This window comes from Dokdonella ginsengisoli (assembly GCF_042652785.1).
Classification (GTDB): Bacteria; Pseudomonadota; Gammaproteobacteria; order Xanthomonadales; family Rhodanobacteraceae; genus Dokdonella_A; species Dokdonella_A ginsengisoli.
In genome coordinates this window covers 40,624-64,774 of record NZ_JBHSHD010000001.1, presented here as the reverse complement: position 1 = coordinate 64,774, position 24,151 = coordinate 40,624, and the positions used below count along the sequence as shown (strand labels likewise).

The 24,151-nt window shown below is 71.0% G+C and carries 18 protein-coding genes and 1 pseudogene; 13 read left to right on the top strand and 6 right to left on the bottom strand.

Annotated elements, in window-relative coordinates; translation table 11 throughout:
* Positions 1 to 57 precede the first annotated feature (57 nt).
* Both ACFO6Q_RS00270 and ACFO6Q_RS00265 read left to right on the top strand, forming a co-directional pair.
* Positions 58 to 3,609, top strand: coding sequence for a hybrid sensor histidine kinase/response regulator (locus tag ACFO6Q_RS00270; RefSeq protein ID WP_380018468.1), 3,552 nt, complete (start codon positions 58 to 60; stop codon positions 3,607 to 3,609).
* Between the two features lie 90 nt (positions 3,610 to 3,699).
* A complete protein-coding gene (locus tag ACFO6Q_RS00265; protein ID WP_380018467.1) occupies positions 3,700 to 5,085 on the top strand; it encodes an NHL repeat-containing protein in 1,386 nt (461 codons plus the stop codon).
* Positions 5,086 to 5,199: 114 nt separating this feature from the next.
* On the opposite strand, the gene ACFO6Q_RS00260 is transcribed toward ACFO6Q_RS00265, so the two are convergent.
* The gene (locus tag ACFO6Q_RS00260; RefSeq protein WP_380018466.1) at positions 5,200 to 5,790 is read right to left on the bottom strand and encodes an ECF-type sigma factor; all 591 of its coding nucleotides are present in this window, start codon (positions 5,788 to 5,790) and stop codon (positions 5,200 to 5,202) included.
* A gap of 425 nt (positions 5,791 to 6,215) precedes the next feature.
* On the opposite strand from ACFO6Q_RS00260, the gene ACFO6Q_RS00255 reads away from it, so the two are divergent.
* Complete coding sequence (locus ACFO6Q_RS00255; protein ID WP_380018465.1) at positions 6,216 to 11,090, top strand: InlB B-repeat-containing protein; 4,875 nt, start codon at positions 6,216 to 6,218, stop codon at positions 11,088 to 11,090.
* Positions 11,091 to 11,263: 173 nt separating this feature from the next.
* Here the strand turns inward: ACFO6Q_RS00255 and hemE are convergent, their stop codons facing one another.
* The 4 genes from hemE to ACFO6Q_RS00235 all read right to left on the bottom strand — a co-directional run bounded on the left by hemE (position 11,264) and on the right by ACFO6Q_RS00235 (position 14,450).
* Positions 11,264 to 12,307, bottom strand: a complete 1,044-nt coding sequence (gene hemE / locus ACFO6Q_RS00250; protein WP_380018464.1) for a uroporphyrinogen decarboxylase — start codon at positions 12,305 to 12,307, stop codon at positions 11,264 to 11,266.
* Between the two features lie 127 nt (positions 12,308 to 12,434).
* Positions 12,435 to 12,695 (bottom strand): WGR domain-containing protein, encoded by a 261-nt coding sequence (locus tag ACFO6Q_RS00245; RefSeq protein WP_380018463.1) that lies wholly within the window; start codon positions 12,693 to 12,695, stop codon positions 12,435 to 12,437.
* 130 nt (positions 12,696 to 12,825) lie between these two features.
* The gene (gene aroB / locus ACFO6Q_RS00240) at positions 12,826 to 13,902 is read right to left on the bottom strand and encodes a 3-dehydroquinate synthase (protein WP_380018462.1); all 1,077 of its coding nucleotides are present in this window, start codon (positions 13,900 to 13,902) and stop codon (positions 12,826 to 12,828) included.
* Positions 13,899 to 14,450: a shikimate kinase gene (locus ACFO6Q_RS00235; protein WP_380018461.1), complete on the bottom strand. Its 552-nt coding sequence runs from the start codon at positions 14,448 to 14,450 to the stop codon at positions 13,899 to 13,901. The genes aroB and ACFO6Q_RS00235 overlap by 4 nt, the downstream gene beginning before the upstream one ends.
* 72 nt (positions 14,451 to 14,522) lie before the next feature.
* On the opposite strand from ACFO6Q_RS00235, the pseudogene xrtH reads away from it, so the two are divergent.
* From xrtH to ACFO6Q_RS00200, 7 genes and pseudogenes are all read left to right on the top strand, one after another.
* Positions 14,523 to 15,056, top strand: a pseudogene (xrtH, locus tag ACFO6Q_RS00230) (exosortase H); the annotation flags it as partial.
* A 134-nt stretch (positions 15,057 to 15,190) separates the two neighbouring features.
* A complete protein-coding gene (locus ACFO6Q_RS00225; RefSeq protein WP_380018459.1) occupies positions 15,191 to 15,394 on the top strand; it encodes a dodecin family protein in 204 nt (67 codons plus the stop codon).
* Positions 15,395 to 15,446: 52 nt separating this feature from the next.
* Entirely contained in the window at positions 15,447 to 16,151 is a 705-nt protein-coding gene (locus ACFO6Q_RS00220) for a response regulator transcription factor (RefSeq protein ID WP_380018458.1), read from the top strand.
* Between the two features lie 225 nt (positions 16,152 to 16,376).
* A complete protein-coding gene (locus ACFO6Q_RS00215) occupies positions 16,377 to 16,928 on the top strand; it encodes a hypothetical protein (protein ID WP_380018457.1) in 552 nt (183 codons plus the stop codon).
* Between the two features lie 25 nt (positions 16,929 to 16,953).
* Complete coding sequence (locus ACFO6Q_RS00210; RefSeq protein WP_380018455.1) at positions 16,954 to 18,753, top strand: hypothetical protein; 1,800 nt, start codon at positions 16,954 to 16,956, stop codon at positions 18,751 to 18,753.
* A gap of 1 nt (position 18,754) precedes the next feature.
* Positions 18,755 to 19,249 (top strand): Rab family GTPase, encoded by a 495-nt coding sequence (locus ACFO6Q_RS00205; protein WP_380018454.1) that lies wholly within the window; start codon positions 18,755 to 18,757, stop codon positions 19,247 to 19,249.
* The gene (locus ACFO6Q_RS00200; protein WP_380018453.1) at positions 19,246 to 20,811 is read left to right on the top strand and encodes a hybrid sensor histidine kinase/response regulator; all 1,566 of its coding nucleotides are present in this window, start codon (positions 19,246 to 19,248) and stop codon (positions 20,809 to 20,811) included. Before ACFO6Q_RS00205 ends, ACFO6Q_RS00200 begins: the two co-directional genes overlap by 4 nt.
* Before the next feature lie 267 nt (positions 20,812 to 21,078).
* Here ACFO6Q_RS00200 and ACFO6Q_RS00195 read toward each other — a convergent pair whose 3' ends face one another.
* The gene (locus ACFO6Q_RS00195; RefSeq protein ID WP_380018452.1) at positions 21,079 to 21,960 is read right to left on the bottom strand and encodes a kinase; all 882 of its coding nucleotides are present in this window, start codon (positions 21,958 to 21,960) and stop codon (positions 21,079 to 21,081) included.
* Between ACFO6Q_RS00195 and pdxH the strand changes: the two genes are divergently transcribed.
* The 3 genes from pdxH to ACFO6Q_RS00180 are packed head-to-tail and all read left to right on the top strand — an operon-like array spanning position 21,959 to position 24,018.
* Positions 21,959 to 22,570, top strand: a complete 612-nt coding sequence (pdxH, locus tag ACFO6Q_RS00190; RefSeq protein WP_380018451.1) for a pyridoxamine 5'-phosphate oxidase — start codon at positions 21,959 to 21,961, stop codon at positions 22,568 to 22,570. The genes ACFO6Q_RS00195 and pdxH overlap by 2 nt on opposite strands.
* A complete protein-coding gene (aac(6'), locus tag ACFO6Q_RS00185) occupies positions 22,567 to 23,025 on the top strand; it encodes an aminoglycoside 6'-N-acetyltransferase (protein ID WP_380018450.1) in 459 nt (152 codons plus the stop codon). Before pdxH ends, aac(6') begins: the two co-directional genes overlap by 4 nt.
* Positions 23,026 to 23,031: 6 nt before the next feature.
* The gene (locus ACFO6Q_RS00180) at positions 23,032 to 24,018 is read left to right on the top strand and encodes an NAD-dependent epimerase/dehydratase family protein (RefSeq protein WP_380018449.1); all 987 of its coding nucleotides are present in this window, start codon (positions 23,032 to 23,034) and stop codon (positions 24,016 to 24,018) included.
* Positions 24,019 to 24,151 lie beyond the last annotated feature (133 nt).

The window sequence follows — 24,151 nt, the reverse complement described above, 5'->3', positions numbered from 1 at the left end:
GCGCTTGGGCGCTGCGCTGCAGGGGGTGAGGGAATGCATCGATCGCTGGCTGTCGGCTTGTTCGCATTCGCGGCGCTGGTCGCGTCGATCGCCGTCGCCGCGCCGCCGCCGGCGGCGCCGCAGTTCGTGCCGCTGACGGTCGCCGACGGACTGCCGTCGAGCGTGGCCTACAAGACCGTGCAGGATCGCGACGGCTTCGTCTGGATCGGGACACAGGACGGGCTGGCGCGCTACGACGGCGTCGGCTTTCGCGTGTTCCGCCATGATCCGGCCGATCCGGCCTCGCTGCCGTCCAACGACGTCTCGGCATTGCTGATCGATCGCGCCGGACGCCTGTGGTGCGGCGGCGAGGCGACCGGGCTGAACCGGCTCGAGCCCGACGGGCGCAGTTTCCGCCACTGGATGCACCGGCCGAACGAACTCGGCACGCTCGGCAGCAACGACCTGTTCACCATCGCCGAGGACGCCGACGGCGCGATCTGGGTCGGCACCTATCTCGGCGGCCTCAACCGCCTGCTGCCCGACGGCAGTTTCCAGCGCTACGACCACGACGCCGAGGATCCGGACAGCCTGCGTTCGACCAGCGTCATCAGCCTCTACCCGGACGCGCGCAAGCGCCTGTGGATCGGCACCGACGACGGCGTCGACGTGCTCGGCACCGACGGACGCCTGGTGCACGTGGAGCTGCCGCCGGCAACGCAGCGCCCCGGTTCGACCAAGGTCTCCTCGATCGTCGCCGATAAGGACGGCGGCGTCGTGATCGGCACGACCAAGGGCCTGTTCCGCGTCGATGCGAATCTGCGCTACGTCGAGGAGATCGCCGCGACGCCGGCGCCGCTGCGCGTGCTGGCGATGGCGCGCGGCGAAGGCGACGCGCTGTGGATCGGCGCCAGCGGCGGCCTGGTGCGTCGCGACGCGCTGGGTCTGCATCGCTACGGCGCGGTCGAGGCCGCGCCCGGCTCGTATCCGGGTACGCGCACGATGGACATCCAGCGCGACGCCGAGGGCGGAACCTGGTTCGCGCTGTTCGACGGCGGCGTCGCGCGCCTGCCGCCGCACTGGCGCAACTTCGCCACCTTCCGTCACGTGCCCGGCGACGCGGCCAGCCTGACCCGGCCGCGCGTGAAGGCGTTCGGCGTCGATCGCGCCGGTTCGATCTGGGCCGCCAGCGGCAACGACGGCCTCGACCGCATCGACGCGGCGAGCGGCCTGGTCGAACGCTGGGGCGAGCGCCTGCGGCTTTCCGGACGGCCGCTGTATTCGGTGCTGCCGCAGGATGGGGACCGCATCTGGGTCGGCACCGCGGTCGGACTCGCGCTGTATTCGCTGCGCGAGCTGAACGCGGTCGAGCTGCCCACCGACTTGCGCCGCGCCGACGCCTTGCCGCCGGGCATCGTCGACCAGCTCGTCCGCGCGCGCGACGGCAGCGTGTGGGTCAGCGCGCGCGGCGGCGGCATCGCGCGCCTGGCCGCCGATCCGCCGCGCGTGCTCGCGCGCTACACGCCCGGCGACGACCGCCTCGCCAACGCCGACGTGCTCGCGCTCGCTCTCGATCGCGACGGCCTGCCGTGGCTGGCGACGATGGACGGCGTCGAACGCTACGACCCCGGGCGCGACCGCTTCGTCGTGGTCGGCGGCGTGCCGCGCGAGCCGGCCAGCGCGCTGGCATTCGCCGCCGACGGCTCGTTCTGGCTGCATCGCCTCGGCGCGCTCGAACGGTATCGGCCGACGGCGGGCGGCGCCGAGCTGGTGCGGCGCCTGGGCGCGGCGGAAGGCTGGCCGAGCCTGACCGCCTCGGCGCTGGCGGTGGCCGCCGACGACAGCGTCTGGGTCACCTCGCCGCGCGGGCTCTGGCGCGTCGATGCGTCCAGCGGCGCGATCCGCCGCTTCGACGAGCGCGACGGCCTGCCCAGTTCGGAATTTCTCGCCGGCGCGCTGCTGCGCGCGGACGACGGTTCGCTGTATGCCGGCACGCTGCACGGCATGGTCGGTTTCGATCCGGCCGCGCTGCAGCTCCAATCGCCGCCGTCGCCGCTGCGCCTGACCCAGCTGCGCGTGCGCAGGTCGGGCAGGACGCTTGCGCTCGATCCGGCCCTGCCGGTCGAGCTGGCGCACGACGACTTCGACCTGCGCGTGGTCGCGCGCCTGCTGTCGTACGCCAATCCGGAGGCCAACCGCTACGAGGCGCGGCTCGACGGCTTCGATCCGGACTGGGTCGAGGCCGAACGCGGCGAGCGCGTCTACTCGCAGCTGCCGCCGGGCGACTATCGCCTGTTCCTGCGCGCGGCGAACGCCGACGGTGCCTGGAGCGAACTCGGCCCGCTGGCGGTGCACGTGGCGCGGCCGCCGTGGGCGACGCCGTTCGCCTACGCGCTGTATGCGCTGGCCGTGCTGCTCGCCGGCTGGGCCGCGTTGGGCAGCTGGCGCGCGCGGCTGCGCCGGCGCCACGCCGACGCGCTGGCCGAGGAGCGCCGCCACAGCGCCGAGCAGCTGGTCGAAGCCAAGTCCGCCTTTCTCGCCACGATGGGCCACGAGATCCGCACGCCGATGACCGGCGTGCTCGGCATGAGCGAATTGCTGCTGGCCACGCCGCTGGACGAACGCCAGCGCGGCTACGTCGGCGCGATCCGCCAGTCGGGCGAACTGATGCTGCGCGTGGTCAACGACAGCCTGGACCTGGCGCGCATCGAGGCCGGCAAGCTCGCGCTCGACGCGGCGCCGTTCGATCCGGCCGCGCTGCTGCGCGACGTCGCCACGCTGCAGCGCCCGCTGGCCGCGCGCAAGGGACTGACGCTCGCCGTCGAGGTCGCCGGGGACGCGCCGCGGACCGTCGTCGGCGATGCGCTGCGCGTCCAGCAGATCCTGCTGAACCTGGCCAACAACGCGCTGAAGTTCACCGAGCACGGCGGCGTCACCCTGGCGCTGCTGCGCGCCGACGACGGTGTGGTCTTCCGCGTCGCCGACAGCGGGCCGGGCATGAGCGAGGCGGTGCGCGCGCGCCTGTTCGGCCGCTTCGAGCAGGCGGACGGCATCACCCGCCGCTACGGCGGCAGCGGGCTGGGCCTGGCGATCTGCCGCGAACTGGCGCAGCTGATGGGTGGCCGCATCGAGGTGGCGAGCGCGCCCGGTTCGGGCAGCGTGTTCGACGTGCGGCTGCCGCTGGCCGCGGCGCCGCCGCCGGATGCTTCCGCGCCATCGTCGCCGGCAACTTCGGCCACGCGCGAGCTGCGCGTGCTGCTGGTGGAGGACGACGCCACCGTCGCCGACGTCGTCGCCGGCCTGCTCGCCCAGCTCGGCCATCGCAGCGTGCGCGCAGCCAATGGCCTGGCCGCGCTGGCCGAGTTGAAGCACGCGGTATCGGCGGCTGGCGAGCAGCACTTCGACCTGGCGCTGCTCGACCTGGACCTGCCCGGCGTCGACGGCCTGCAGCTCGCGCGCATGGTCCGCGCCGGCGAGCGCGATGCGCGCCTGCCGCTGGTGGCGATCACGGCGCGCTCGGCCGGCGACGAGGAGGCGCAGATCCGCGCCGCCGGCATGGACGTGCTGTTGCGCAAGCCGGCCACGCTGGAATCGCTGGGCCGGGCGATCGCGGCCGCGATGCGCGCCTGAGCGCATCCGGCCGTCGCACGATCCCGACCGCGACGCTTTTTCGTACTGGGATGCGAGCCGCTTGGCGGTGACCACCCGTACGAGGCAGAGATGACTTCTTCCAGGATTCCGTCGCGCAGGCTGCTGGCCTGCGCTTCGTTGCTGCTCGGCCCGTGCGTATGCGCGGCGGACGTCGAGCTGGACGCCAGCTGGGGCACGTCGGGCAGGACGATCGTGCCGTTCGATTTCACCACCAACGGCGCGGACATCGCGAGCGGCAGCGCGCTCGGCAGCGGCGGCGAAATGTATCTCGCCGGCACGGTCACCGATGCGCAGGGCCGGCGCCGCATCGGCGTGACCCGGCTGCGCGCGGATGGAGCCCTCGACGAGGACGGTTTCGGCGAGAAGGGTCGCGCGATGTCGCCGGAGGCGTTCGGCGAGTCCGAAGGCGGGGCCGGCGTGGTGCTGGACGGCGACGTGCTCTACGTCGGCGGAACGCGGCAGCTCGGCGAGGCCGGCAGCGATTTCGCGCTGTGCGCGTTCACGCTCGCCGGCGTGCCGAAGCCGTTCGAGCACACCGGCGAGCCGTGCCTGAGCCTGTCCTTCGACCAGAAGGAGTCGATCAGCTTCGACGTGGCGACCGCGATCGCGGTGCAGCCGGACGGCCACATCGTGCTGGCCGGTTCCTCGGCGATGGACGACCTGCAGGATACGTATGCGGCGTTCGCGCGCGTCCAGCCGAGCGGCGAACCCGATCCGAAGTTCGCCCCGGACGAAAGCGGCAAGCTGCGCCTGCGTTCGCCGGGCTTCGACCGGCACGAGATCGAGAACCTCGCGATCGCTTCCAACGGAAAGATCGTCGCAGTCGGCGCGACGCGGCGCAGCGGACAGATCCAGTACGACGCGCTGGTCGTGCGCCTGGACTCGGAGGGCAACGCGGACGCGAACGGATTCGCGCAGGAATGCGCGTTCGCCGCGACCCAGCCGGGACTGGCGACGAAGCTGCGCGGCCTGGTCCTGCGCGAGGTGCAGCAGGGTGACGATCGCATCGTCGCCGTCGGCGCCGCGCAGTTCGACATGCTCGGCCGCTACGCCGCGCTGATCACCGAAGTGTCGCCGGACGGCTGCTCGCTGAAGGACACGTTCGCCGAGGGCGGCTACCTGCTGATGCAGGCGAACAGCGGCCAGCTGTACTTCAACGCCGTGGCACACGATGCAGGCGCGGGCTACGTCGTCGCCGGCGATTTCGAAACGATGATGGGCGGCGCCGAAGTGTTCGCGGCGCACTACTACGGCACGGACTGGCTGCCGTTCCCGACGATGCACTTCGGCGAGTCGAGCAAGGACTGGCTGGTCGACGTGCAGGTGCGCGCCGGTTCGATCTACGTCGCCGGCTGGACGCAGGGCGCCGGCTCGAACCGGGACTTCGCGGCGGCGAAGTTCGGCCTCGACCGCATCTTCGCCGACGCCTTCGGCGATCCGGTCGGAGATCCGTGACCGGCCGTCGCTTCGAACAGCCCTGCGATCGGGCGTGACGGACGCGTGCGCCTGGAGCCCGTCGTCGCGGACGGGCTCCAGGTGCGCGCACGGACCGGCGCGGGAAGCACCGGATCAGGCGTTTTCGCGCACTTCGGCCAGCTGGGTCTTGAGGAAGGCTTTCGCCGCGCGCGTGTCGCGCTTGATGGTCGGTTCCGATACGCCGAGCAGCTCGGCCGTGCGCTGCACGTCGAGCCCGACGAAGAAGCGCAGTTCGATCACCTGGGCCAGGCGCTGATCCAGCGCCGACAGGCGGTCCAGTGCGCTGTCCATTAGGATCAGCTCCTCGGCCTGTGCGTCGCTGACGCTGATGGCGTCGTCGAACTCGTCGAGCGAGAGCCGCTGCGCGTTGCCGCCGCGGCGTTCGGCCATGCGCGCACGCGCGTAGTCGATGACGACGTGGCGCATCACGCGCGCCGCCGTCGCGAACAGATGGACGCGATCGGCGAATGCATCGGCGTTCCATTGCAGCAGCCTCATGCACGCTTCCTGCGCGAGCACCTGCGTGTCGAGCGTATTGCCGCGACGGTGCTTGGCCAGTTCGCGTCGTGCGAGGCGCATCAGATCCTGGTAGGCCGCGTCGACGGCGGCCGGCTCGATTCGCCGCAGCCCTTCTTCGGGTTCGGCACGGGGGCAGACGCTGGCTTCAGGGGCCGGCTCGAACATGTTCTTCGCTTCGTATTGTGAAGTTCATCAAGTATTTCTCGGCGGCATCGATGTAAGCAACCCAGCGCACCGACGGATCCCGCGAGCGGCGTCCGATTCGTGACGAACGGTGCTCCGCGACGTTTCGTCGTCGTCGCGTGATCCGCTCCGGCACCGCGTTGCGTACTTGCAGTCCGTCGAGGAATCGACGGTTACTGCCCCTGTCCGGAACCGTCGACCGGGAGCTTCGTCTACCCCCCATGCGCGAAGCTCCCGGCCTCGGCATCCCGTTTTTTTCCGCGCGCGGACTTCGTGCGTTCGTCGCGCACGCGATCGCCATCGACGCGTGATCCCCGGGCGATTCGTTCTGCGTATGAGGTGGCTCGGGGGGCGCCGGCAACGGTCGTTCCGTTCAGACCGCTTATCGGGAAAGAAGAGAGATCGCCATGAAACGCCTCATACATTTTCTGCTGCTGCTGCTGGTTTTCGCGCTGCCGGGCCTGGCGCCGGCCGTGCAGCCTGCGGGTGCGCTCGATCCGACGTTCGCGGATGCGGGCATCCAGACGTACGGACTCGGCCAGGGCCTGGCCGAGGCGGGAACCGCGTTCGCCAAGGCGCCCGACGGACGCCTCTACATGGTCGGTCGCGTCATGGCCGGCTCGCCGGTCAAGCAGGGCATCGGCTTCATGCGCATGTGGCCCAACGGCGAGAAGGATCTGACCTTCGGCAACGGCGGCCGTCGCGCCTACTCCGATGACCTGCTCGGAAATCTCGTCGTTCACGACGCCGCGTTCCAGCTGAACGGAAAGCTCGTCGTCGCCGGCGAGGCCGGCACCAAGGGTGCGCAGCCGGAGAAGGGCATGCTGGTGTGCCGCTTCAATGCGGACGGCACTCCCGACGAAGGTTTCGGCGGCATCGAGGCGTCGCCCGGCTGCACGTTCGCCAAGTTCGCCGAGGGCGCCGTTGCGCAGGCGCTGGTGGTCCAGCCGGACGGGCGCATCGCCCTGGCGGGATGGACCTACGTCAGCGGCAAGCAGCGCGCCCTGATCGCTCGCGTGAAGGCGGACGGATCCTTCGATACGTCCATCGGCGGCAGCGGCTTCCGCATGCCGTTCCCGACGACGGACAGCTCGTTCCGCGACATCGAAGTGGGACCGGGCGGCGGTGGCGGAAGGCTGGTCGCGGTCGGCGAACGCACGCTCGCCGGCGAGCCGGACTACGACATGTTGATCGCGCAGTTCACGCTGAGCGACGGAAAGCTCGATGCCAATTTCAATCCCGGCAGCCAGGCCGGCCGACGGACGATCGCGTTCAACTACTACCCCAAGGGACACGACCGCGCCGATGCGGTCAAGGTGAGCGCCTCCGGCAAGGTGTATGCGGCCGGCTACGCGCAGTACCCCGGCGCCACCGACTTGAACACGGTGCTCACGCTCGTCGTGCTCAAGAGCGACGGATCGGACGACAACACGTTCCGCGACGCCGGCAAGACCTACTACAGCGCGTGCCCCGACAGCGGCAGCAACGGCAACGGCGGCGGCTGGTGGGTGGCCAGCATCTGCACCCAGAACCCGCGCGACCTGACCTTGCTCGACGACGGCAAGCTGGTCATGGCCGGATCCAAGGCCCTGTCGATGTTCGCGCTGCGCCTGAAGGCCAACGGCGATCCCGACGAGACCTTCGGTTCGCAGGACCCGGACGAGAAGGGATTTGCGCTGGTCAATGCTTCGGCGGGCAACGCCGGATCCGTCGCCAACCGCATCGCCGTGCAGGGTGCGCGCGTGCTGCTGGCGGGCGCGGCGCAGCACACGCCGACCGACACGTCGTTCAGCGATTTCGTGATCGCACGCCTCGACCACGGCAAGCCGGAAGCTTTCCTCGTCACGCCGAAGGTGTTCCCGCTCGGCACGGGCACGACGAATCCGGCTGCTCCGCAACCCGTCGCGCACAGCGGGTTCGTGTACTTCACGCTCACGCCGGCCGCCGGCTACGCAATCCAGAACGTCACCAGCAACTGCGCCGGCACGCTGCTCGGCGACGTGTTCGTCGCCGGTCCGGTCACCGGCAATTGCTCGGTGAACGCGACGTTCGCCGCCGACGTCACCCTGACGTACCGGCCGGACGAGAACGGCATGCTGCACTGGGAGCAGGGATACGTGCAGCCGGGGCAGGAGATCGTGAAGATCGTGCCCTACGGCGGCAGCGGACCTTCGGTCGAAGCGATCCCGCTGGAGGGCTACAAATTCCTGAAATGGAATGACGACAGCGTCGCCAATCCGCGCGTGGATGCGAACGTGATCGGTTCGCTCAACGTCACCGCGAAGTTCGTGCCGAAGACGTACCTGGTTTCGCAGCAGCTTCCCAAGCCGGTCGGCGGCGACATGATGCCGTCGAGCCGGATCGTGAAGCACGGCAACCACGCGCCGTTCTCGATCCTGCCGGATCCGGGCTACGGTGTGGCGGCGGTGTCCAGCCCGGGCTGCGACGGAGTGCTGGCCGGAAGCACCTACGTCACCGGCGCGGTCACGGCCGATTGCCAGATCGACGTCGATTTCGTGCCCAGCGACGTGCACTACACGCTGACCTACCGGGCCGGATCGCAATGCGACATCGAGGGCGCCGTCGACGGCGTGCTCGAACAGAAGGTCGCTTCCGGATACGACGGCGCCACCGTCAAGGTCACTCCGAAGCCGGGTTACCAGTTCGTGGGATGGAGCGACAACTTCTCCGGCGAGATGGTCGGCGAAGTCGGCCAGCGCACCGACGCGCACGTGTTCGGACACCTCGACGTGACGGCGCAGTGCGCGCCGCTCGACGCCACGCTCCACAGCGTCACGCCCGTGTACGGCGACGGCGGCGTGCTCGATCCGCACGATCCCGTGCTGGTGCCCGCCGGCCATTCGCTGCAGTTCAAGGTGCTGCCCGCCGCCGGCCACGCGCTCGACACGATCGGCGGCTGCAATGGCGGCACGCTGGAAGCAAACGTCTTCACGACGGCACCGATCACCGGCGATTGCGAGATCCACGCCGCGTTCGTCGCCAGCCAGACGCAGTACCAGCTGCACTACGCGGCGGGCGACGGCGGCCTGCTCGAAGGCGTCGCCGAGCAGTCGGTGATCGCCGGCGGTTCGGGGGCCGCGGTCGAAGCGGTCGCCCATCCGGGGCACTTCTTCGTGCAGTGGAGCGACGGCTCCACCGACAACCCGCGCCAGGACGCAAACGTCATGGCCGACGTGGACGTGGTCGCGCAGTTCGCGGCCGAAGGCCAGCTGACGGTGACGCCGTCCGCCGGCGCCGGTGGCTCGATCTCGCCGGACCTGGTGCAGGCCGTCGCGCCCGGCACGGTGCTGCAGTTCACAGTCACGCCCGATCCGCATTTCGGCATCGCCGAGGTGTCCGGTTGCGGCGGCGTGCTGCAGGGCAAGCTCTACACGACGGCGCCGATCCAGGCGGACTGTCATGTGCAGGCGCAATTCGTCGGCAGCGACGTCACCTACTGGCTGACCTACGCGGCCGGCGCGCACGGCTCGCTGGAAGGGCAGCTCGTGCAGCAGGTGTCGTCCGGCGGGAGCGGCAGTGCGGTCCTGGCCAAGCCGGAAGCCGGTTACCAGTTCGTGCAGTGGAGCGACGGCTCGACCGTCAATCCGCGCACCGATGCCGGCGTCGTCGCCGACCTCGACGTGATCGCGCAGTTCGCGCAGAGCGGCAGTTTCGTGGTCAAGCCGGTCACCGGCCCGGGCGGATCGCTGTCGCCGGCTCTGGCGCAGGCCGTCGCGCCCGGCAACGTGGTCCAGTTCGGCGTGCATCCGGACGACGGCTTCCTGATCGGCGAGGTCGCCGGCTGCGGCGGCGCCCTCGTCGGCAACATCTACGTCACCGCGGCGATCCAGGCGAACTGCGAAGTGCACGCGAGCTTCGTCGCCAGCAGCGCGCAGTTCCAGCTGACCTATCTCGCCGGCCCGAACGGCAGCGTGGTCGGTGCGGTTCAGCAGAGCGTGCCGGCCGGCGGCGACGGCGAGCCGGTCACCGCGGTGCCGGCGGACGGCTACTTCTTCGTCAAGTGGAGCGACGGCTGGAGCGAGAGCGAGCGCACCGATGCCGACGTCTCGGCGGACCTCACCGTCACCGCCGAGTTCGCCGCGATCGGCACGCCGGTGCACGTCGTCACGCCGATCGCCGGCGCCGGCGGCTCGCTGTGGCCGGACGTGCCGCAGAACGTGGTCGACGGCGACAACGCGGTGTTCACGGTGAAGCCGAACCCCGGCTTCGCGATCGCGCAGGTGACCGGCTGCAACGGCACGCTGATCGGCAACCAGTACGTCACCGCGCCGGTGCTGGGCGACTGCGAGGTGCAGGCGAGCTTCGTCGCCAGCGCCGAGGTGTTCGTCCTGGACTATCACGCCGGACCGAACGGTGCGGTCAACGGTCAGGCGCAGCTGTCCATGCAGGTCGCGGCGGGCGGACAGGGCGAGCCGGTCACGGCGACGCCGGCGGCCGGCTTCACGTTCGTGCAGTGGAGCGACGGCAGCGTCGCCAATCCGCGCCAGGACAAGAACGTCGCCGGCGATCTCGACGTCACCGCCGAATTCGCCGCGGAAGGCACGACGATCCACGCGGTCGTGCCGCTGTCGGGCGAGGGCGGTGCGCTGGCGCCGCCGGTGCAGCAGCACGTCGCGGACGGCGACACGGCCGTGTTCGAGGTGGTGCCGAACGAGGGTTACGCGATCGCCGCGATCGGCGGCAGCTGCGGCGGCAGCCTGGTCGGCAACCAGTACATCACCGCGCCGGTGACCGCCGATTGCACGGTCGAGGCGTCATTCGTGCCGAGTTCGCAGACGTTCGCACTGGTCTACAACGCCGGCCCGAACGGCCGCGTCAACGGTCAATCGGCGGTCGCGCAGAACGTCGTCGCCGGCGGGTCGGGACCCCTCGTCGAGGCGCAGCCCGACGCAGGTCATCAGTTCATCCAATGGAGCGACGGCATGCTGGCAAATCCGCGTCAGGACACGAACGTGGCGGCCGATCTCGACGTCACCGCGAAGTTCGCGCCGGTCGGCGCGACCCTCTACACGGTGACTGCGATGGCGTCGGCCGGAGGCGGCATCTCGCCGGCCGTGCCGATGCAGGTGATCGCCGGCGAGACGGCCGCCTTCACGCTGCTGCCGAACCCGGGCTACGGCATCCAGAGCGTGGCCAGCAGCTGCGGCGGCACGCTGGTCGGCAACGTGTTCACCACCGAGCCGGTGCACGCGAACTGCCTGATCGAGGCCGCGTTCTTCGACGATCGCATCTTCGCCAGCGGTTTCGAAACCGCTCCGTAGGCGCAGCTTGTGCGGTCGGGGCGTTTCTCCGCGCGCCACGACCGTACGGTCCAGGGACGGACCTCTTTCACCGTCGACGGCGGCCGCTGCGGCCGCCGTCCATCCCAGCGGACGACTCCTTCCGGAACACGGATGCGCAAGGCCCAGGGAAGGGCCGCTTTGCGCGAGGCGTTTTACTCGCCGTGCACCGCGTCGACCAGCACCGCGACGCGCTCCGGATCGATGTCGGGCGTGATGCCGTGGCCGAGATTGAAGACGTGGCCCGGATGCGCGCCGAAACCGTCGAGGATGCGGCGCGCCTCGGTGCGGATCGCCTCCGGCGAGGCGGCGAGCACGGCTGGATCGAGATTGCCCTGCAGCGCGACGCGCGCGCCGACGCGGCGGCGCGCTTCGTCGATGTCGATCGTCCAGTCCAGGCCGAGCGCGGCGCAGCCGGTGTCGGCCAGCGCTTCGAGATGGCCGTTGGCGCCTTTCGAGAACAGGATGACCGGCAGGTTGCGCGCGACGCGGTCGGACTTCAGCAAGGCCACCACTTCGGCGAGGTAGCGCAACGAGAAGTTGCGGAACGCCTCCGGGGCGAGCAGGCCGCCCCAGGTGTCGAACACCATCAGCGCCTGGGCGCCGGCCGCGGCCTGGGCGCAGAGATAGCGGGCCACCGACTGCGCCAGCGTGTCGAGCAGGCGGTGCATCGTGGCCGCGTCGTCGAGCGCCAGCGCCTTCGCGCGCGAGAAGCTCGACGAGCCTTCGCCTTCGATCATGTAGCAGGCCAGCGTCCACGGGCTGCCGGAGAAGCCGATCAGCGGCACGCGCTCGGCCAGTTCGCGCCGGATCAGGCGCACCGCGTCCATCACGTAGCGCAGATCCGTTTCCGGATCCGGCACGCCCAGGCGCGCGACGTCGGCGACGCTGCGCAGCGGATGGCGCAGCTTCGGACCCTCGCCGTCGACGAAGTGCAGGCCCAGGCCCATCGCGTCGGGAATGGTCAGGATGTCGGAGAACAGGATCGCCGCGTCGAGCGGGAAGCGCGCCAGCGGCTGCAGGGTCACCTCGCAGGCCAGCTCGGGCGTCTGCGCCAGCGCCAGGAAGCTGCCGGCGCGTTCGCGCGTGGCGCGGTACTCGGGCAGGTAGCGGCCGGCCTGGCGCATGATCCAGATCGGCGTCTTGTCGACGGGTTCGCGACGCAGGGCGCGCAGGAAGCGGTGGTCGGGCGTAGTCATGCGGAAATCCACGGTTGAAATCGGAAAGGAAGGCCGGCGCCATTGTCGCCGGGCCGCGCCGGCGGCGGGCCGGGGGTGCGACGGTTGGTCCCGGCGGCGGCGCGCCGCACGCCGGGCCGCGGCGCGCTCAATTCGCGCGGCGCCCGTCGAAGCCCTGACTGAACATGACCTGGAAGCCGCGCTTGAGCTGCGCGTCGCGCGCGCGCTCGAAGGCGAGGATCGCCGCGTCGCGCTCGAGGAACAGCTCGCGCTTGCTGCTCGCGCGGCTGCCTTGCTGGCCCCATTCGCGGAACAGCATCCAGCCGCCGAGCAGGTCCTGCTCGAGCACGATCTGGTAGTAGCGCGGCGCTTCCGCGCCGGCGGCCTGGGTTTGCATGAAGAGGCGCATGGTCGGCGGCCATTGTAACTGCGCGCGCGCGATCGCCGACATGGCCGTCACGCATCGGAAGAGTTCCACGAGCCGAACGCCGCGGCGGCGGACCCGGATGGGGAGCGCCGCGCGCCGATCAGCGCGCGCCTCACCCCGCGGCGAGGCTGCGGCGGATCGCGTCCTCGTCGACGTCCGGCACGATCCCGGCGCGGCCGATGCCGCGCCACAGGATCAGGCGCAGGCGGCCGCTGAGGTTCTTCTTGTCCAGCCGCATCAGTGCGAGCAGGCGTTCGGGATCGTTCGGCGGCGGCGCCACCGGCAGGCCGAGCGCGACGAGCAGCCGTTCCAGCCGCGCGGCGTCCTCGCGCGGCGCCAGGCCGAGGTCGGCCGACAGCTGCGCCGCGAGCACCATGCCGATCGCCACGGCTTCGCCGTGCAGCAGGTGGCCGTAGCCGGTCGCGGTTTCCAGCGCGTGGCCGAAGGTGTGGCCGAAGTTCAGCAGCGCACGCTCGCCGTGTTCGTGTTCGTCGCGGGCGACCACGCCGGCCTTGTGCCGGCAGCTGGTCGCGATCGCCTCGACCAGCGCCGCCTCGTCGCGCGCATTCAGCGCTCCGGCGTGCGCCTCCAGCCAGCCGAAGAACGCGGCGTCGCCGATCGCGCCGTACTTGACGACTTCGGCGAGCCCGGCGCGGTACTCGCGCGGCGGCAGCGTCGCCAGCGTGGCGGTGTCGGCGACGACCGCGCGCGGCTGGTGGAACGCGCCGACCAGGTTCTTGCCGGCCGGCAGGTTCACGCCGGTCTTGCCGCCGACGGAGGAGTCGACCATCGCCAGCAGGGTGGTCGGCATCTGCACGAAATCGATGCCGCGCATCCAGCACGCCGCGGCGAAGCCGGCGAGATCGCCGATCACGCCGCCGCCGAGGGCGAGCAGGGTCGCGTCGCGGCTGGCACCCAGCCGCGCCAGCGCGTCGAACACCACGCCGCCGCTGGCGAGCGTCTTGTGCGCCTCGCCGTCCGGCAGGACGAGGGCGGAATGGGTGAACCCGTCCAGGCCGGCCTGCACACGCTGCAGGTACAGCGGCGCGATCGTCTCGTTGGTCACCACCAGCACGTGGCGGCCGCCGATCGCCGTGCGCCAGCGCGCCGGATCGCCGAGCAGTCCGGCGCCGATCCAGATCGGGTACGTACGCGCGCCGAGCGCGACCTCGACCGTCGTCGCATTCATGCCGTGGTCTCCGCGCGGCCGCGCTGCCAGCGCGCTTCGAGCAGGTCGAGCAGGTCGTGCGCGGCGTGCATGCTGTTGCCGACGCCGACCGAGTCCAGGTGCAGGTCGGCCGTTTCCGAATACAGGCCGTTGCGCTGCGCGGCGAGGTGTTCGAGCCGCTCGCGCCGGTCGGGCGCCTGCAGCAGCGGACGGTTGCGGTCGCGCGCCAGGCGTGCGAGCTGCGCGTCGACGCTGGCGTCCAGCCAGATCACGTAGCCGCGTTCGCGCAGCAGCCGGCGGTTGTCCGCGTCGAGCACGGCGCCGCCGCCGGTGGCCAGCACGATGCCCTGGCGCGCGGTGAGCTCGGCCAGCAGGGCGCTCTCGCGGCGGCGGAAGCCGGCCTCCTGCTCGAGTTCGAAGATCAGGCTGATCGCGGCGCCGGTGTGCGCTTCGATCTCGTGGTCGAGGTCCAGGAACGGCATGCGCAGCAGCTCGGCGAGATGGCGCCCCACGGTCGACTTGCCGGCGCCCATCGGCCCGATCAGGAACAGGTTGGGCGCGGGATTCATGCCGGAATGCTAGCAGTCGCGTCCGATGCGGGCACGTACCTGGCGTAGACTTGGCGACCATCCGGGCCACCCGTCCTCGACATGCTGCGCTTCATCGTCCTGTTCCTGTTCTTCCTGGCCGCGCTGTTCGTGCTCGAACTGCTGCAACCGGTCGAGCACTACGTGATCCTGCCGTTCACCGCGGCGATCGCGCAGGTGTGCGTGTGGATCGTCAGCCTGTTCGATCCGCACGCGATCGCCTACGGCAAGATCCTGCAGAGCACGACCAGCGATTTCGCGATCTCGATCGAGCGCGGCTGCAACGGCGTGGAGGCGGTCATCATCCTGGTCTCGGCGATGCTGGCGTTCCCGGCGCCGTGGAAGCACAAGCTGGCCGGCATCGGCATCGGTTTCGTCGCGATCCAGGCGCTGAACCTGGTGCGCATCATCAGCCTGTTCTATCTCGGCCAGTGGAGCCGGCTGTGGTTTGAGTGGTTCCACCTGTACCTGTGGCAGGCGCTGATCGTGCTCGATGCGCTGGTGGTCTTCCTGATCTGGCTGCGCTACCTGCCGCGCCCGGCGCCGGCGCCGACTCAGGCACCGACTCAGGCGCCGGCCGGGGCCTGAGTCGGCGCGCTCCGCGGGGGCGGAGTGTGCGCGCAGTCACACTGAACGGAAGCCTCGCCAACGGTCAACGGCTGGGCTTTCGCCGCGTTTGGGCTTTGTTATAGTGTCGGAGTCGAATCCTGGGAGATGACGCCATGTCGGTTGCCAAGGTTATCGAACTGAGTTGTTCATCGCCGAAAGGCATCGAGGACGCAGTGCAGAAGGGACTCAGCAAGGTGTCGCAGACCGTCAAGAACATCAAGGGAGCGTGGGTCAACGACATCAAGGTGTTGACCGACGGCGACGGCCGCGTCACCGAATGGCGCGTCAACATGCGCGTCAACTTCGTCGTCGAGTGAAGCGAGGACACGACCGATTGACGCCCCCCTGCGCCCGGAACCAGGCGATCGCATGAACAAGCTCGGCGTGGTCGTGGGCCTGCTCGAGGACGATCCGGACATGGCCGCCCTGGTCGGCCAGTGGCTGGAGGAGTCCGGCTACACGGTGCGCCTGTTCCGCAACGCGACCGAGTTCCGGCGCCGCCAGGGCACCGAGGCGATCGACCTGCTGCTGCTGGACTGGATGCTGCCCGACAGCACCGGCATCGAGGTCATCGGCACGATCCGCTCGTCGGCCAACGGCAAGCTGCCGGTGGTGTTCCTGACCGCGCGCGACGCCGAGGACGACATCGTCCGCGGCCTGGCCAGCGGCGGCGACGACTACGTCATCAAGCCGCCCAAGCGGCGCGAGCTGCTGGCGCGCCTGGGCGCGGTGCTGCGCCGGCACGGCGGCGACACCGACACCGGCACCAGCGAGGTCGTCGAGCTGGCGCCGTACCTGGTCGATTCCAAGCGGCGCAAGGTCAGCATCGACGGCCGCGAGATCGACCTGACCCAGCGCGAGTTCGATCTCGCCAACTTCCTGTTCCGCCGCCACGGCCGCATCGTCAGCCGCGACGCGCTGCTGGAGAACGTGTGGAACCTCAGTGCGGCGGTGTCCACGCGCACCGTCGACACCCACGTCAGCCGCCTGCGCAAGAAGCTCGACCTCAACGGCGAAAACGGCTGGCGCCTCGCCGCGATCTACCAGCACGGCTATCGTCTGGAGCAGGTCTAGGGCGCCTGCCGGCCGCCGCGTCCCGGTTCGCCGCCGTCCGTACGGGTGGGCAGCGGCGCCCGCGCAATGCCACAATGTGGCTCGTGATGGCGCCCGTCAGGGGGGATCGTGGCAACCACAGCGAAGTCGCTTCCACGCAGCAGCAAGAAGGCCGGTTCGCGCACGCGCGCGCCGGTGGCGGCGCGCCGGACGGCCGCGCCGCGTCCGCAACCCAGGAGCAAACCCATGGCAGACCCGAAGAAGCCAGCCGCCGATGCCGGCGCCGACCGCAATGTCGACCAGATCCGCGACATCCTGTTCGGCGGCCAGATGCGCGACTACGAGCGCCGCTTCCAGGAGCTGAACCAGCGCCTCGAGGCCGAGCTGACGCGCATGCGCGAAGCGCAGGAAAAGCGCCTCGCGCAGATCGACAAGCGCATCGACGACCAGCTCGACAAGCTCGGCAAGCTCGTGCGCCAGGAAGTGCAGGACCGCAACAGCGCCGTCGACGATCTCGAGTCGCGCCTGCAGCAGGCCGCGCGCACCGCGCGCGGCGAGGTCAACAAGGCGCTCGAGGCGCTCGAGCAGGAACTGGCCAACGGCGACGAGCGCCACCGCGCCGCGCTGGCCGACCTGGAGGCCAGCACCACGACGCGCGTCGGCGAGACCGAAGCGGCGATGTCGCGCGGCAACGAGGAACTGCGCGCCGAGAAGGTCGGCCGCGACGATCTCGCCGCGCTGCTGACCGAATTCGCGCTGCGCCTGAAGGGCGATTTCGACCTGCCGACGCTGAAGTAAGATCGGCCCGCGGTCGACCGCCGACGTGACCTCGTCAGGACCCGGCCAGGACTCGCGCGAGCCGCCTGCGCAGGCCGCGGCGTCCGTCGCGCTTCCGCAGGCGGAGGCGTCGCCGTCCGCCGGCGACTTCGAACGCCTGCGCGAACTCCTGCTCGGCGACGAGCGGCGCGAGCTGCTCGCCGCGCGCGCGCGCATCGCCGAACTGGAGCGGGCGCAGCAGGCCCTGCCGCAGCGCCTGCCCGGCGCGCTCGAATCGCTCGCCGACGAGGCCTCCACCGCGCGCGTGGCGAACGCGCTCGCCGAACCGGTCTCGCAGGCGCTCGGCGCCGCCGTGCAGCGCAATCGCCAGAGCCTGATCGACGTGCTGTTCCCGATCATCGGCCCGCTGATCCGCAAGTCGATCGCCGAGGCGCTGCGCAACCTCGTCGCCGACCTCAACGGCGCGATCGAGAGCAGCTTCACGCCGCGCGGCATCAAGTGGCGGATCGAGGCCTGGCGCGCCGGCGTGCCGTACGCGCAGGTCGTGCTCAAGCACCGCCTCGCCTACGCCATCGACCACGTGTTCCTGATCGAGCGCGAGTCCGGTCTCGTGCTGCACCACGAAGCCGCACCGGGCCTGCCCGAACTCGACAAGGACGCGATCGCCGGCATGCTGACCGCGCTCGGCGACTTCGTCGGCGACTCGGTTGGTCGCGACGCCGGCGGCACGCTGGAATCGGTGCGCGTGGGCGAGCATCTGGTCTGGATGCTGCACGGCCCGCGCGCCAACCTCGCCTGCTTCATCCGCGGCGTACCGCCGCCGGCGCTGCACGGCCTGCTCGAGCAGCGTCTGGAGGAAATCCACGCGCGTCTCGCCGCGGCGCCGGACGACGATCCGCGCACGCCGGAAAACCAGATCGCCTGGCACGACGCGCTGCAGCCGCCGGCGCTGGTGCAGGAGGCCGGCAACGCGGAGCAGGCCGAGCCGCGCACCTCGCCATCGCGGCTGCCGCTGTTCCTGATCCTGCTGGTGCTGGCCGCCGGCCTGTTCGCCTTCGCGCTCAGCCGCGAGCGCTGGAACACGCGCGTCGAGGCGCTGCGCGGTCGGCTCCAGGCGCATCCCGGCTTCGTGCTCGGCGCGATCGAGGCGAAGCCGTGGCGGCGCGTCGTCGTGCACGGCCTGCTCGATCCGGACGCCGCGCCGCTGGCGCCGCTGCTCGACGCGGCCGGATTCGGCGGCGTGGAGCCGGTGGTGGACGCGGCCGGTTACCTGTCCACCGAAGACGCCGTGATCGAACGCCGTGCGCAGCGCCTGCTGCAGCCGCCGGCCAGCGTGCGCGTCGCGGTCGAGAAGGGCGTGCTGAGCCTGTCCGGTTCGGCGCCGCAGGCCTGGCTCGACACGACCGCGCAGCGTGCCGGCTGGATCGCCGGTGTGGCGCGCGTGGAGTCCGCGCTGACGCCGGAAGTCGACGCCGTCGCCGCGGCCCGCGCCGAACTGGAACGATTGACGAAGGCGCTGCCGGCGATGCGGATCGAGTTCGTCGACGACGCGGCGCCGGCCGACGGCACCGCGAATGCGGTCGACGCGATCGCGCGCGAGGTGCGGCGCGCGGTCGAGCTGGGCAAGGTCGCGGGCGTCCGCGTCGGCCTGACCTGCGTCGGCACCAACACCCACGTCGGCAGCGAGCAGACCAACCAGCGCCTGCGCGCCGAGCGCGCCCAATGGCTGGCGCTCGCGCTGGCCGCACGCGGCGTCGCCGGCGCCGACGGCGGCGCGCTCGCCGTCGAAGGCGACGGCGGACTGGATCTGCGCGCGGCCTTCGTGCGCCTGTCGGTCGGGGACTGACGTGCGCACCCACAAGCTCTGCATGCTCGGCGACTTCGGCGTCGGCAAGACCAGCCTGGTCGCGCGCTTCGTGCGCAGCACGTTCTCGGCGAAGTACCTGACCACGGTCGGCGTCAAGGTCGACAGCAAAGAAGTCGCCCTGCCCGGGCGCGAGGTGCTGAAGCTCGTCGTGTGGGACATCGCCGGCCGCGGCGCGCTCGATGCGCCGAGCGAGAACTACCTGCGCGGAGCCTCGGCGCTGCTGCTGGTCGCCGACGGCACGCGCGAGGCGAGCCTCGCCTCGGCGCTGAACCTGCTCGAGCAGTCGCGCCGCAGCCTGCCGCACGCGGCCGTCGCGCTCGTGGTGAACAAGCTCGATCTGATCGACCGCTGGGAAGTCGCGCCGGCGACGCTGGCCGAGCTGCGCCGCAGCCTGCCGGTGTTCGAGACCAGCGCGCTGTCGGGCGACGGCGTGGAAGCGGCGTTCGCCGATCTCGCCGCGAGGCTGGCGCCGTGACGTCCGCGCTGCCGCAGGCGGTCGAGGGATACCTGCGCGACACGCTGATGCGGCGCGCGCACCCGCTGCTGCTCAGCTTCGACGAGGACTGGCGCCTGCGCGACGTGCACGGCGACGCCGCGTTCTACGGCCTGGACGCGACCGACGCGGAGCGCGGCCTGCGCGAGCTGCAGGACCTGTTCATCGGCCTGCCGCTCGACGATCACCACGATCTTCCGTTCGTGGAGTTCTCCAACGGCCGCAGTGCGCACGTGCACCTGATCGCCGATGCGCCGGGCTTCCACGTCATGCTGATCGATGCCGACGAGGAGCGCGAGCGCCAGCGCGCGCAGCAGCAGCTCGGCCACGACGCCGTGCTGGCCGGCCACGAGAAGTCGAAGGCGATCGGCAGGCTCACCCAAATCCGCAACGAGCTCGAACGCCAGCGCGCCAGCCTGGAGGAGGCCAATGCGCTGAAGAACGCGCTCATCGCGACGCTCAGCCACGAGTTCCGCACGCCGCTGACGTCGATCTTCGGCTACCTGCACCTGCTCGAGCGGCGCCTGGGCGGCGGCGACAACGCGGCGCAGGCGCTGCAGGCGGTGCGCCGCAACGCGACCTACCTGTTCACGCTGGCGGAGAACCTGCTCGAGTACGGCCGCGGCGAATCCGGCGCGGCGCTGCTCAATCCGGTCGAGGTCGACCTGGCCCTGCTCGCGCGCGACCTGGACGCGATGTTCCGGCCGCTGGCCGAGGACAAGGGCATCGCCTTTCGCGTCGACCTGGTCGTCGAGGAACCGGCGCCGCCGGTGTTCGACGAGGTGAAGCTGCGCCAGATCGTCGTCAACCTGCTCTCCAACGCGGTGCGCTACACCTCCGTGGGCGGCATCTCGTGCGACATGGCGTGGCGCGCGGGGCGCTTGCACGTCGACGTCGCCGACAGTGGCATCGGCATCTCGGCCGAGTTCCGCGACAGTGTGTTCAAGCCGTTCAATCGCGGCGGCCAGTCCGGCAGCAAGGGTGCCGGGCTCGGGCTGAGCATCGTGCGCCGGCTGATCGAGCAGATGCATGGCGAGCTGCAGCTGGAATCGGAGCTCGGCCGCGGTACGCGCTTCCACGTCGAACTGCCGCCGCTGCAGCGCTCGCGGACATCCGCCACGGCCGCCGCGCGTGCGGACGCGCCGTTCCGGCCCGGCGCCAGCGCGCTGGTCGTGGACGACGATCCCGACGTCGCGCAGCTGCTCGAAGTGCTGCTGGTCGACCTCGGTTTCCGCGTGCGGCTGGCCGAGGACGCCGCGGGCGCCATCGCCGAGGCGACGCGGCAACCGCCGGACGTGCTGCTGATCGACGTCGAGATGCCGGGCCTGTCCGGCAACGCGGCCGTGTTCCAGCTGCGCTCGCACGGCTATCGCGGGCGCATCGTCACGTTGTCGGCGACCTCCACCGGCGATGCGCGCGACGCCTCGCTGCGCGCCGGCGCGGACTACTACCTGACCAAGCCGCTGAACCTCGATCAGTTCGTCGGCGTGATGCAGCGCGCCTTGCAGAGTGAGACGTCGGAGCAGAGCCCGGGCGCGGATTGACGCGAACGAGTGCGGACCAGTGGGATGAACGCGGGTCGATTCGAGTGAATGCGCATCGATGCTCATCTATGCGCATCAGCCCGCGCGCCGTCATTCCCGCGAGAGCGGGAATCCATTTTGATACACGAGCAAGAGCAAGATGGATTCCCGCTTTCGCGGGAATGACGGGACGCTTCGCGCTTTCACCGGATCCGTGTCGCTCCGAGCCTTCGCCAAGCAGCGAGAGCGGCGACGTCCAGACTCGCCGCCGCGCCGACACGCAACGAATCAGGCGGACACGTCCGCCCCGCGTTCGTCGACATCGATCCGCATCCAGCTGGCCTCCACCACGCGACGTTCCCGATCGAGCCGCAGGCGAAGATCCGCGCGCGCCGGCAGCTCGCGCAGCGCGACGCGGCTCAGGCGTTCGTAGTGCATCAGGAAACGCGCCAATGCGGCGCGGTCCATCGCCTGCGGCGCGCCGCGGCGGCGCAGTGCGCGTTCCTGCTCGTCGCGCCAGCGCGTCACCACGTCGAAGCCCGGCGCCTGCAGCAGCACCAGCGCGTCGAAGCGGCGCCACAGGCGCGCGTAGCCGTGCGCCAGCTCTTCGTTGACGCGACCGCGCCAGCGCCGCTCGCCGTCCTCGTCGCGTTCGAGCGCGTTCAGCGGGCGCCGCAGCGTGGCCTCGTCCTGCGCCGGCACGCCGACGCACCAGCCTTCGAGCAGGATCAGCCGCGGCGGTACGTGCACGCGCCGCCAGCGCGACGGCGCCACGCGCGTGTCGCGGCCCTTGTCGAAGCGCGGCAGCAGGGCGGGGCTTCGCGCGCTCGCGCGGCGCAGGGCGTCCAGCGTGCGCGTCAGCAGGGCCAGATCGTGCGTGCCGGGTACGCCGCGCGTGGCGAACAGCGGATGCACGCGGCGCGCGAGCTGCCGACGCGCGCGGCGGCCGAGATAGAAGTCGTCGAGCGAGAGCACGACGCAGCCGATGCCGCGCGCGTTCGCCGCCGCGGCGAGTTGTCGCGCGAACGTGCTCTTGCCCGAACCCTGCAGGCCGGACAGCCCCGCCAGCCACGGCGGCCGGCGCGACTTCAGGCGCGCGAGCAAGGCGTCGAGCGTCGCCGCGACGATCGCATCGGCGTAGCCGGAACGCGTGCTAGCATCGCTGCGCATGACTCCTTCCTCCGACGATTCTTCCGCACTCTACCAAGAGGCGCTGCAGACCTTCCGCCGCCTGCTCGACGAGGCCGGCGCGAGCGGTGATCCCGAACCGACCGCGATGACCCTGGCCACCGTCGAGGACGGTCGCGTCAGTGCGCGCACGGTCCTCAACAAGGGCGTGGACGAGCGCGGCTGGCGCTTCTTCACCAACTACGATAGCGACAAGGGCGCGCAGCTCGCCGCACATCCGCGCGCCGCGCTGTGTTTCCACTGGAAGACGCTGCGCAGCGGCGTGCAGGTGCGCGTCGAAGGCGACGTGACGAAGCTGCCGGCAGACGAGTCCGACGCGTACTTCGCCAGCCGCCCGCGCGGCAGCCAGATCGGCGCCTGGGCCTCGCGGCAATCGCACACCCTGCGCGACCGCGCCGAATTCGAGGCGCGGCTGGCCGAGATCGAGCGCCGCTTCGACGGCGTGCCGGTGCCGCGGCCGCCGCACTGGGGCGGCTTCGTGCTCGCGCCGCGGCGCATCGAGTTCTGGTACGGCGCGGATTTCCGCCTGCACGAGCGCGTGCTGTACGAATCGGGCGCGCAGGGGTGGACGAAGCGGCTGCTGTACCCGTGACGGCAGCGACGATCCGCACGGTCGACGCCGGCAGCGTCGCCGTGCTGGCGCGACTGCGCGCCGAGCTGTGGCCCGACGAGGACGAAGCCGGACACCTGGAAGAAGCGCGCGACGCGCTGGATCACGCCGATCGCGCCGCCGCCTTCCTTGCCTTCGACGCCGACGGCACGGCGATCGGCTTCGCCGAGGCGAGCCTGCGCCACGACTACGTCAACGGCACGGACGATTCGCCGGTCGGTTTCCTCGAGGGGCTCTACGTGGCGCCGGCCGCGCGCCGCCGCGGTGTCGGCGCCGCGCTCGTCGCGGCGGTCGAACGCTGGACGCGCGAGCGCGGCTGCGCCGAACTGGCCTCCGACGCCGCGCTCGACAACGCGGACAGCCACGCCGCGCACGCTGCGTACGGTTTCGAGGAAACCGAGCGCGTGGTGTACTTCCGCAAGCTTCTGGGCGGGTAGCCGGACATGAGCATCCTCGTCACCGGCAGCGCGGGTCATCTGGGCGAAGCGCTGATACGAACCCTGCGCGCGCAAGGGCGCGCGGCGGTCGGGCTCGACCTCGTCGCCTCGCCGTACACCGATCTGGTCGGTTCGATCGTCGACCGCGCCTTCGTCGATCGCGCGATGCGCGGCGCGCGGGCCGTGCTGCACGCGGCGACCCTGCACAAGCCGCACGTCGCCACCCATGCGCGGCAGGATTTCGTCGACACCAACATCAGCGGCACGCTGAACCTGCTCGAGGCGGCCGCCGCGAGCGGCGTCGAGGCTTTCGTGTTCACCAGCACCACCAGCACGTTCGGCGATGCGCTGGTGCCGCCGCCCGGTGCGCCGGCGGCGTGGATCACCGAGGACGTCGCGCCGGTGGCGAAGAACATCTACGGCGCGACCAAGACCGCCGCCGAGGACCTGTGCCGGCTGTTCCACCGCAAGCAGCGCCTGCCGTGCCTGGTGCTGCGCACCTCGCGCTTCTTCCCCGAGCCGGACGACGATCCGCAGCGGCGCGAGGGGTATTCCGACGCGAACCTGAAGGCGAACGAGTTCCTCTACCGCCGCGCCGACGTGCAGGATCTGGTCGATGCCCATGTGCTGGCGATCGAGCGCGCGCCGGCGATCGGCTTCGGCCGCTACATCCTCAGCGCGACGACGCCGTTCCTGCCCGAAGACCTGGCCGAGCTGCGCGCCGACGCGCCGGCCGTCGTGCGCCGCCGCGTGCCGCAATACGAGGAGACCTACGCGCGGCTCGGCTGGCGCATGCACGCCTCGATCGACCGCGTCTACGTCAATGCCAGGGCGCGCGAGGAACTCGGCTGGCGGCCGCGCTACGACTTCGCGCATCGGCTGGAAAGTCTGCGCACGGGCGAGGATCCGCGCAGCCCGCTGACGCAGTCGATCGGCGTCAAGGGCTATCACGGCGACGCGTTCGCCGACGGACTGTATCCGGTCGAAGGCTGAATTCCATTCGACGCCGCGGCCTGCCTTCTCCCGGCGGGAGAAGGTGGCGCGCAGTGCCGGATGAGGGAGGCCTTGCGAATCCTCGTCCGACGGCCGGTGCGGCGGATGTCGGTACCTCTACGCAATCGATCGC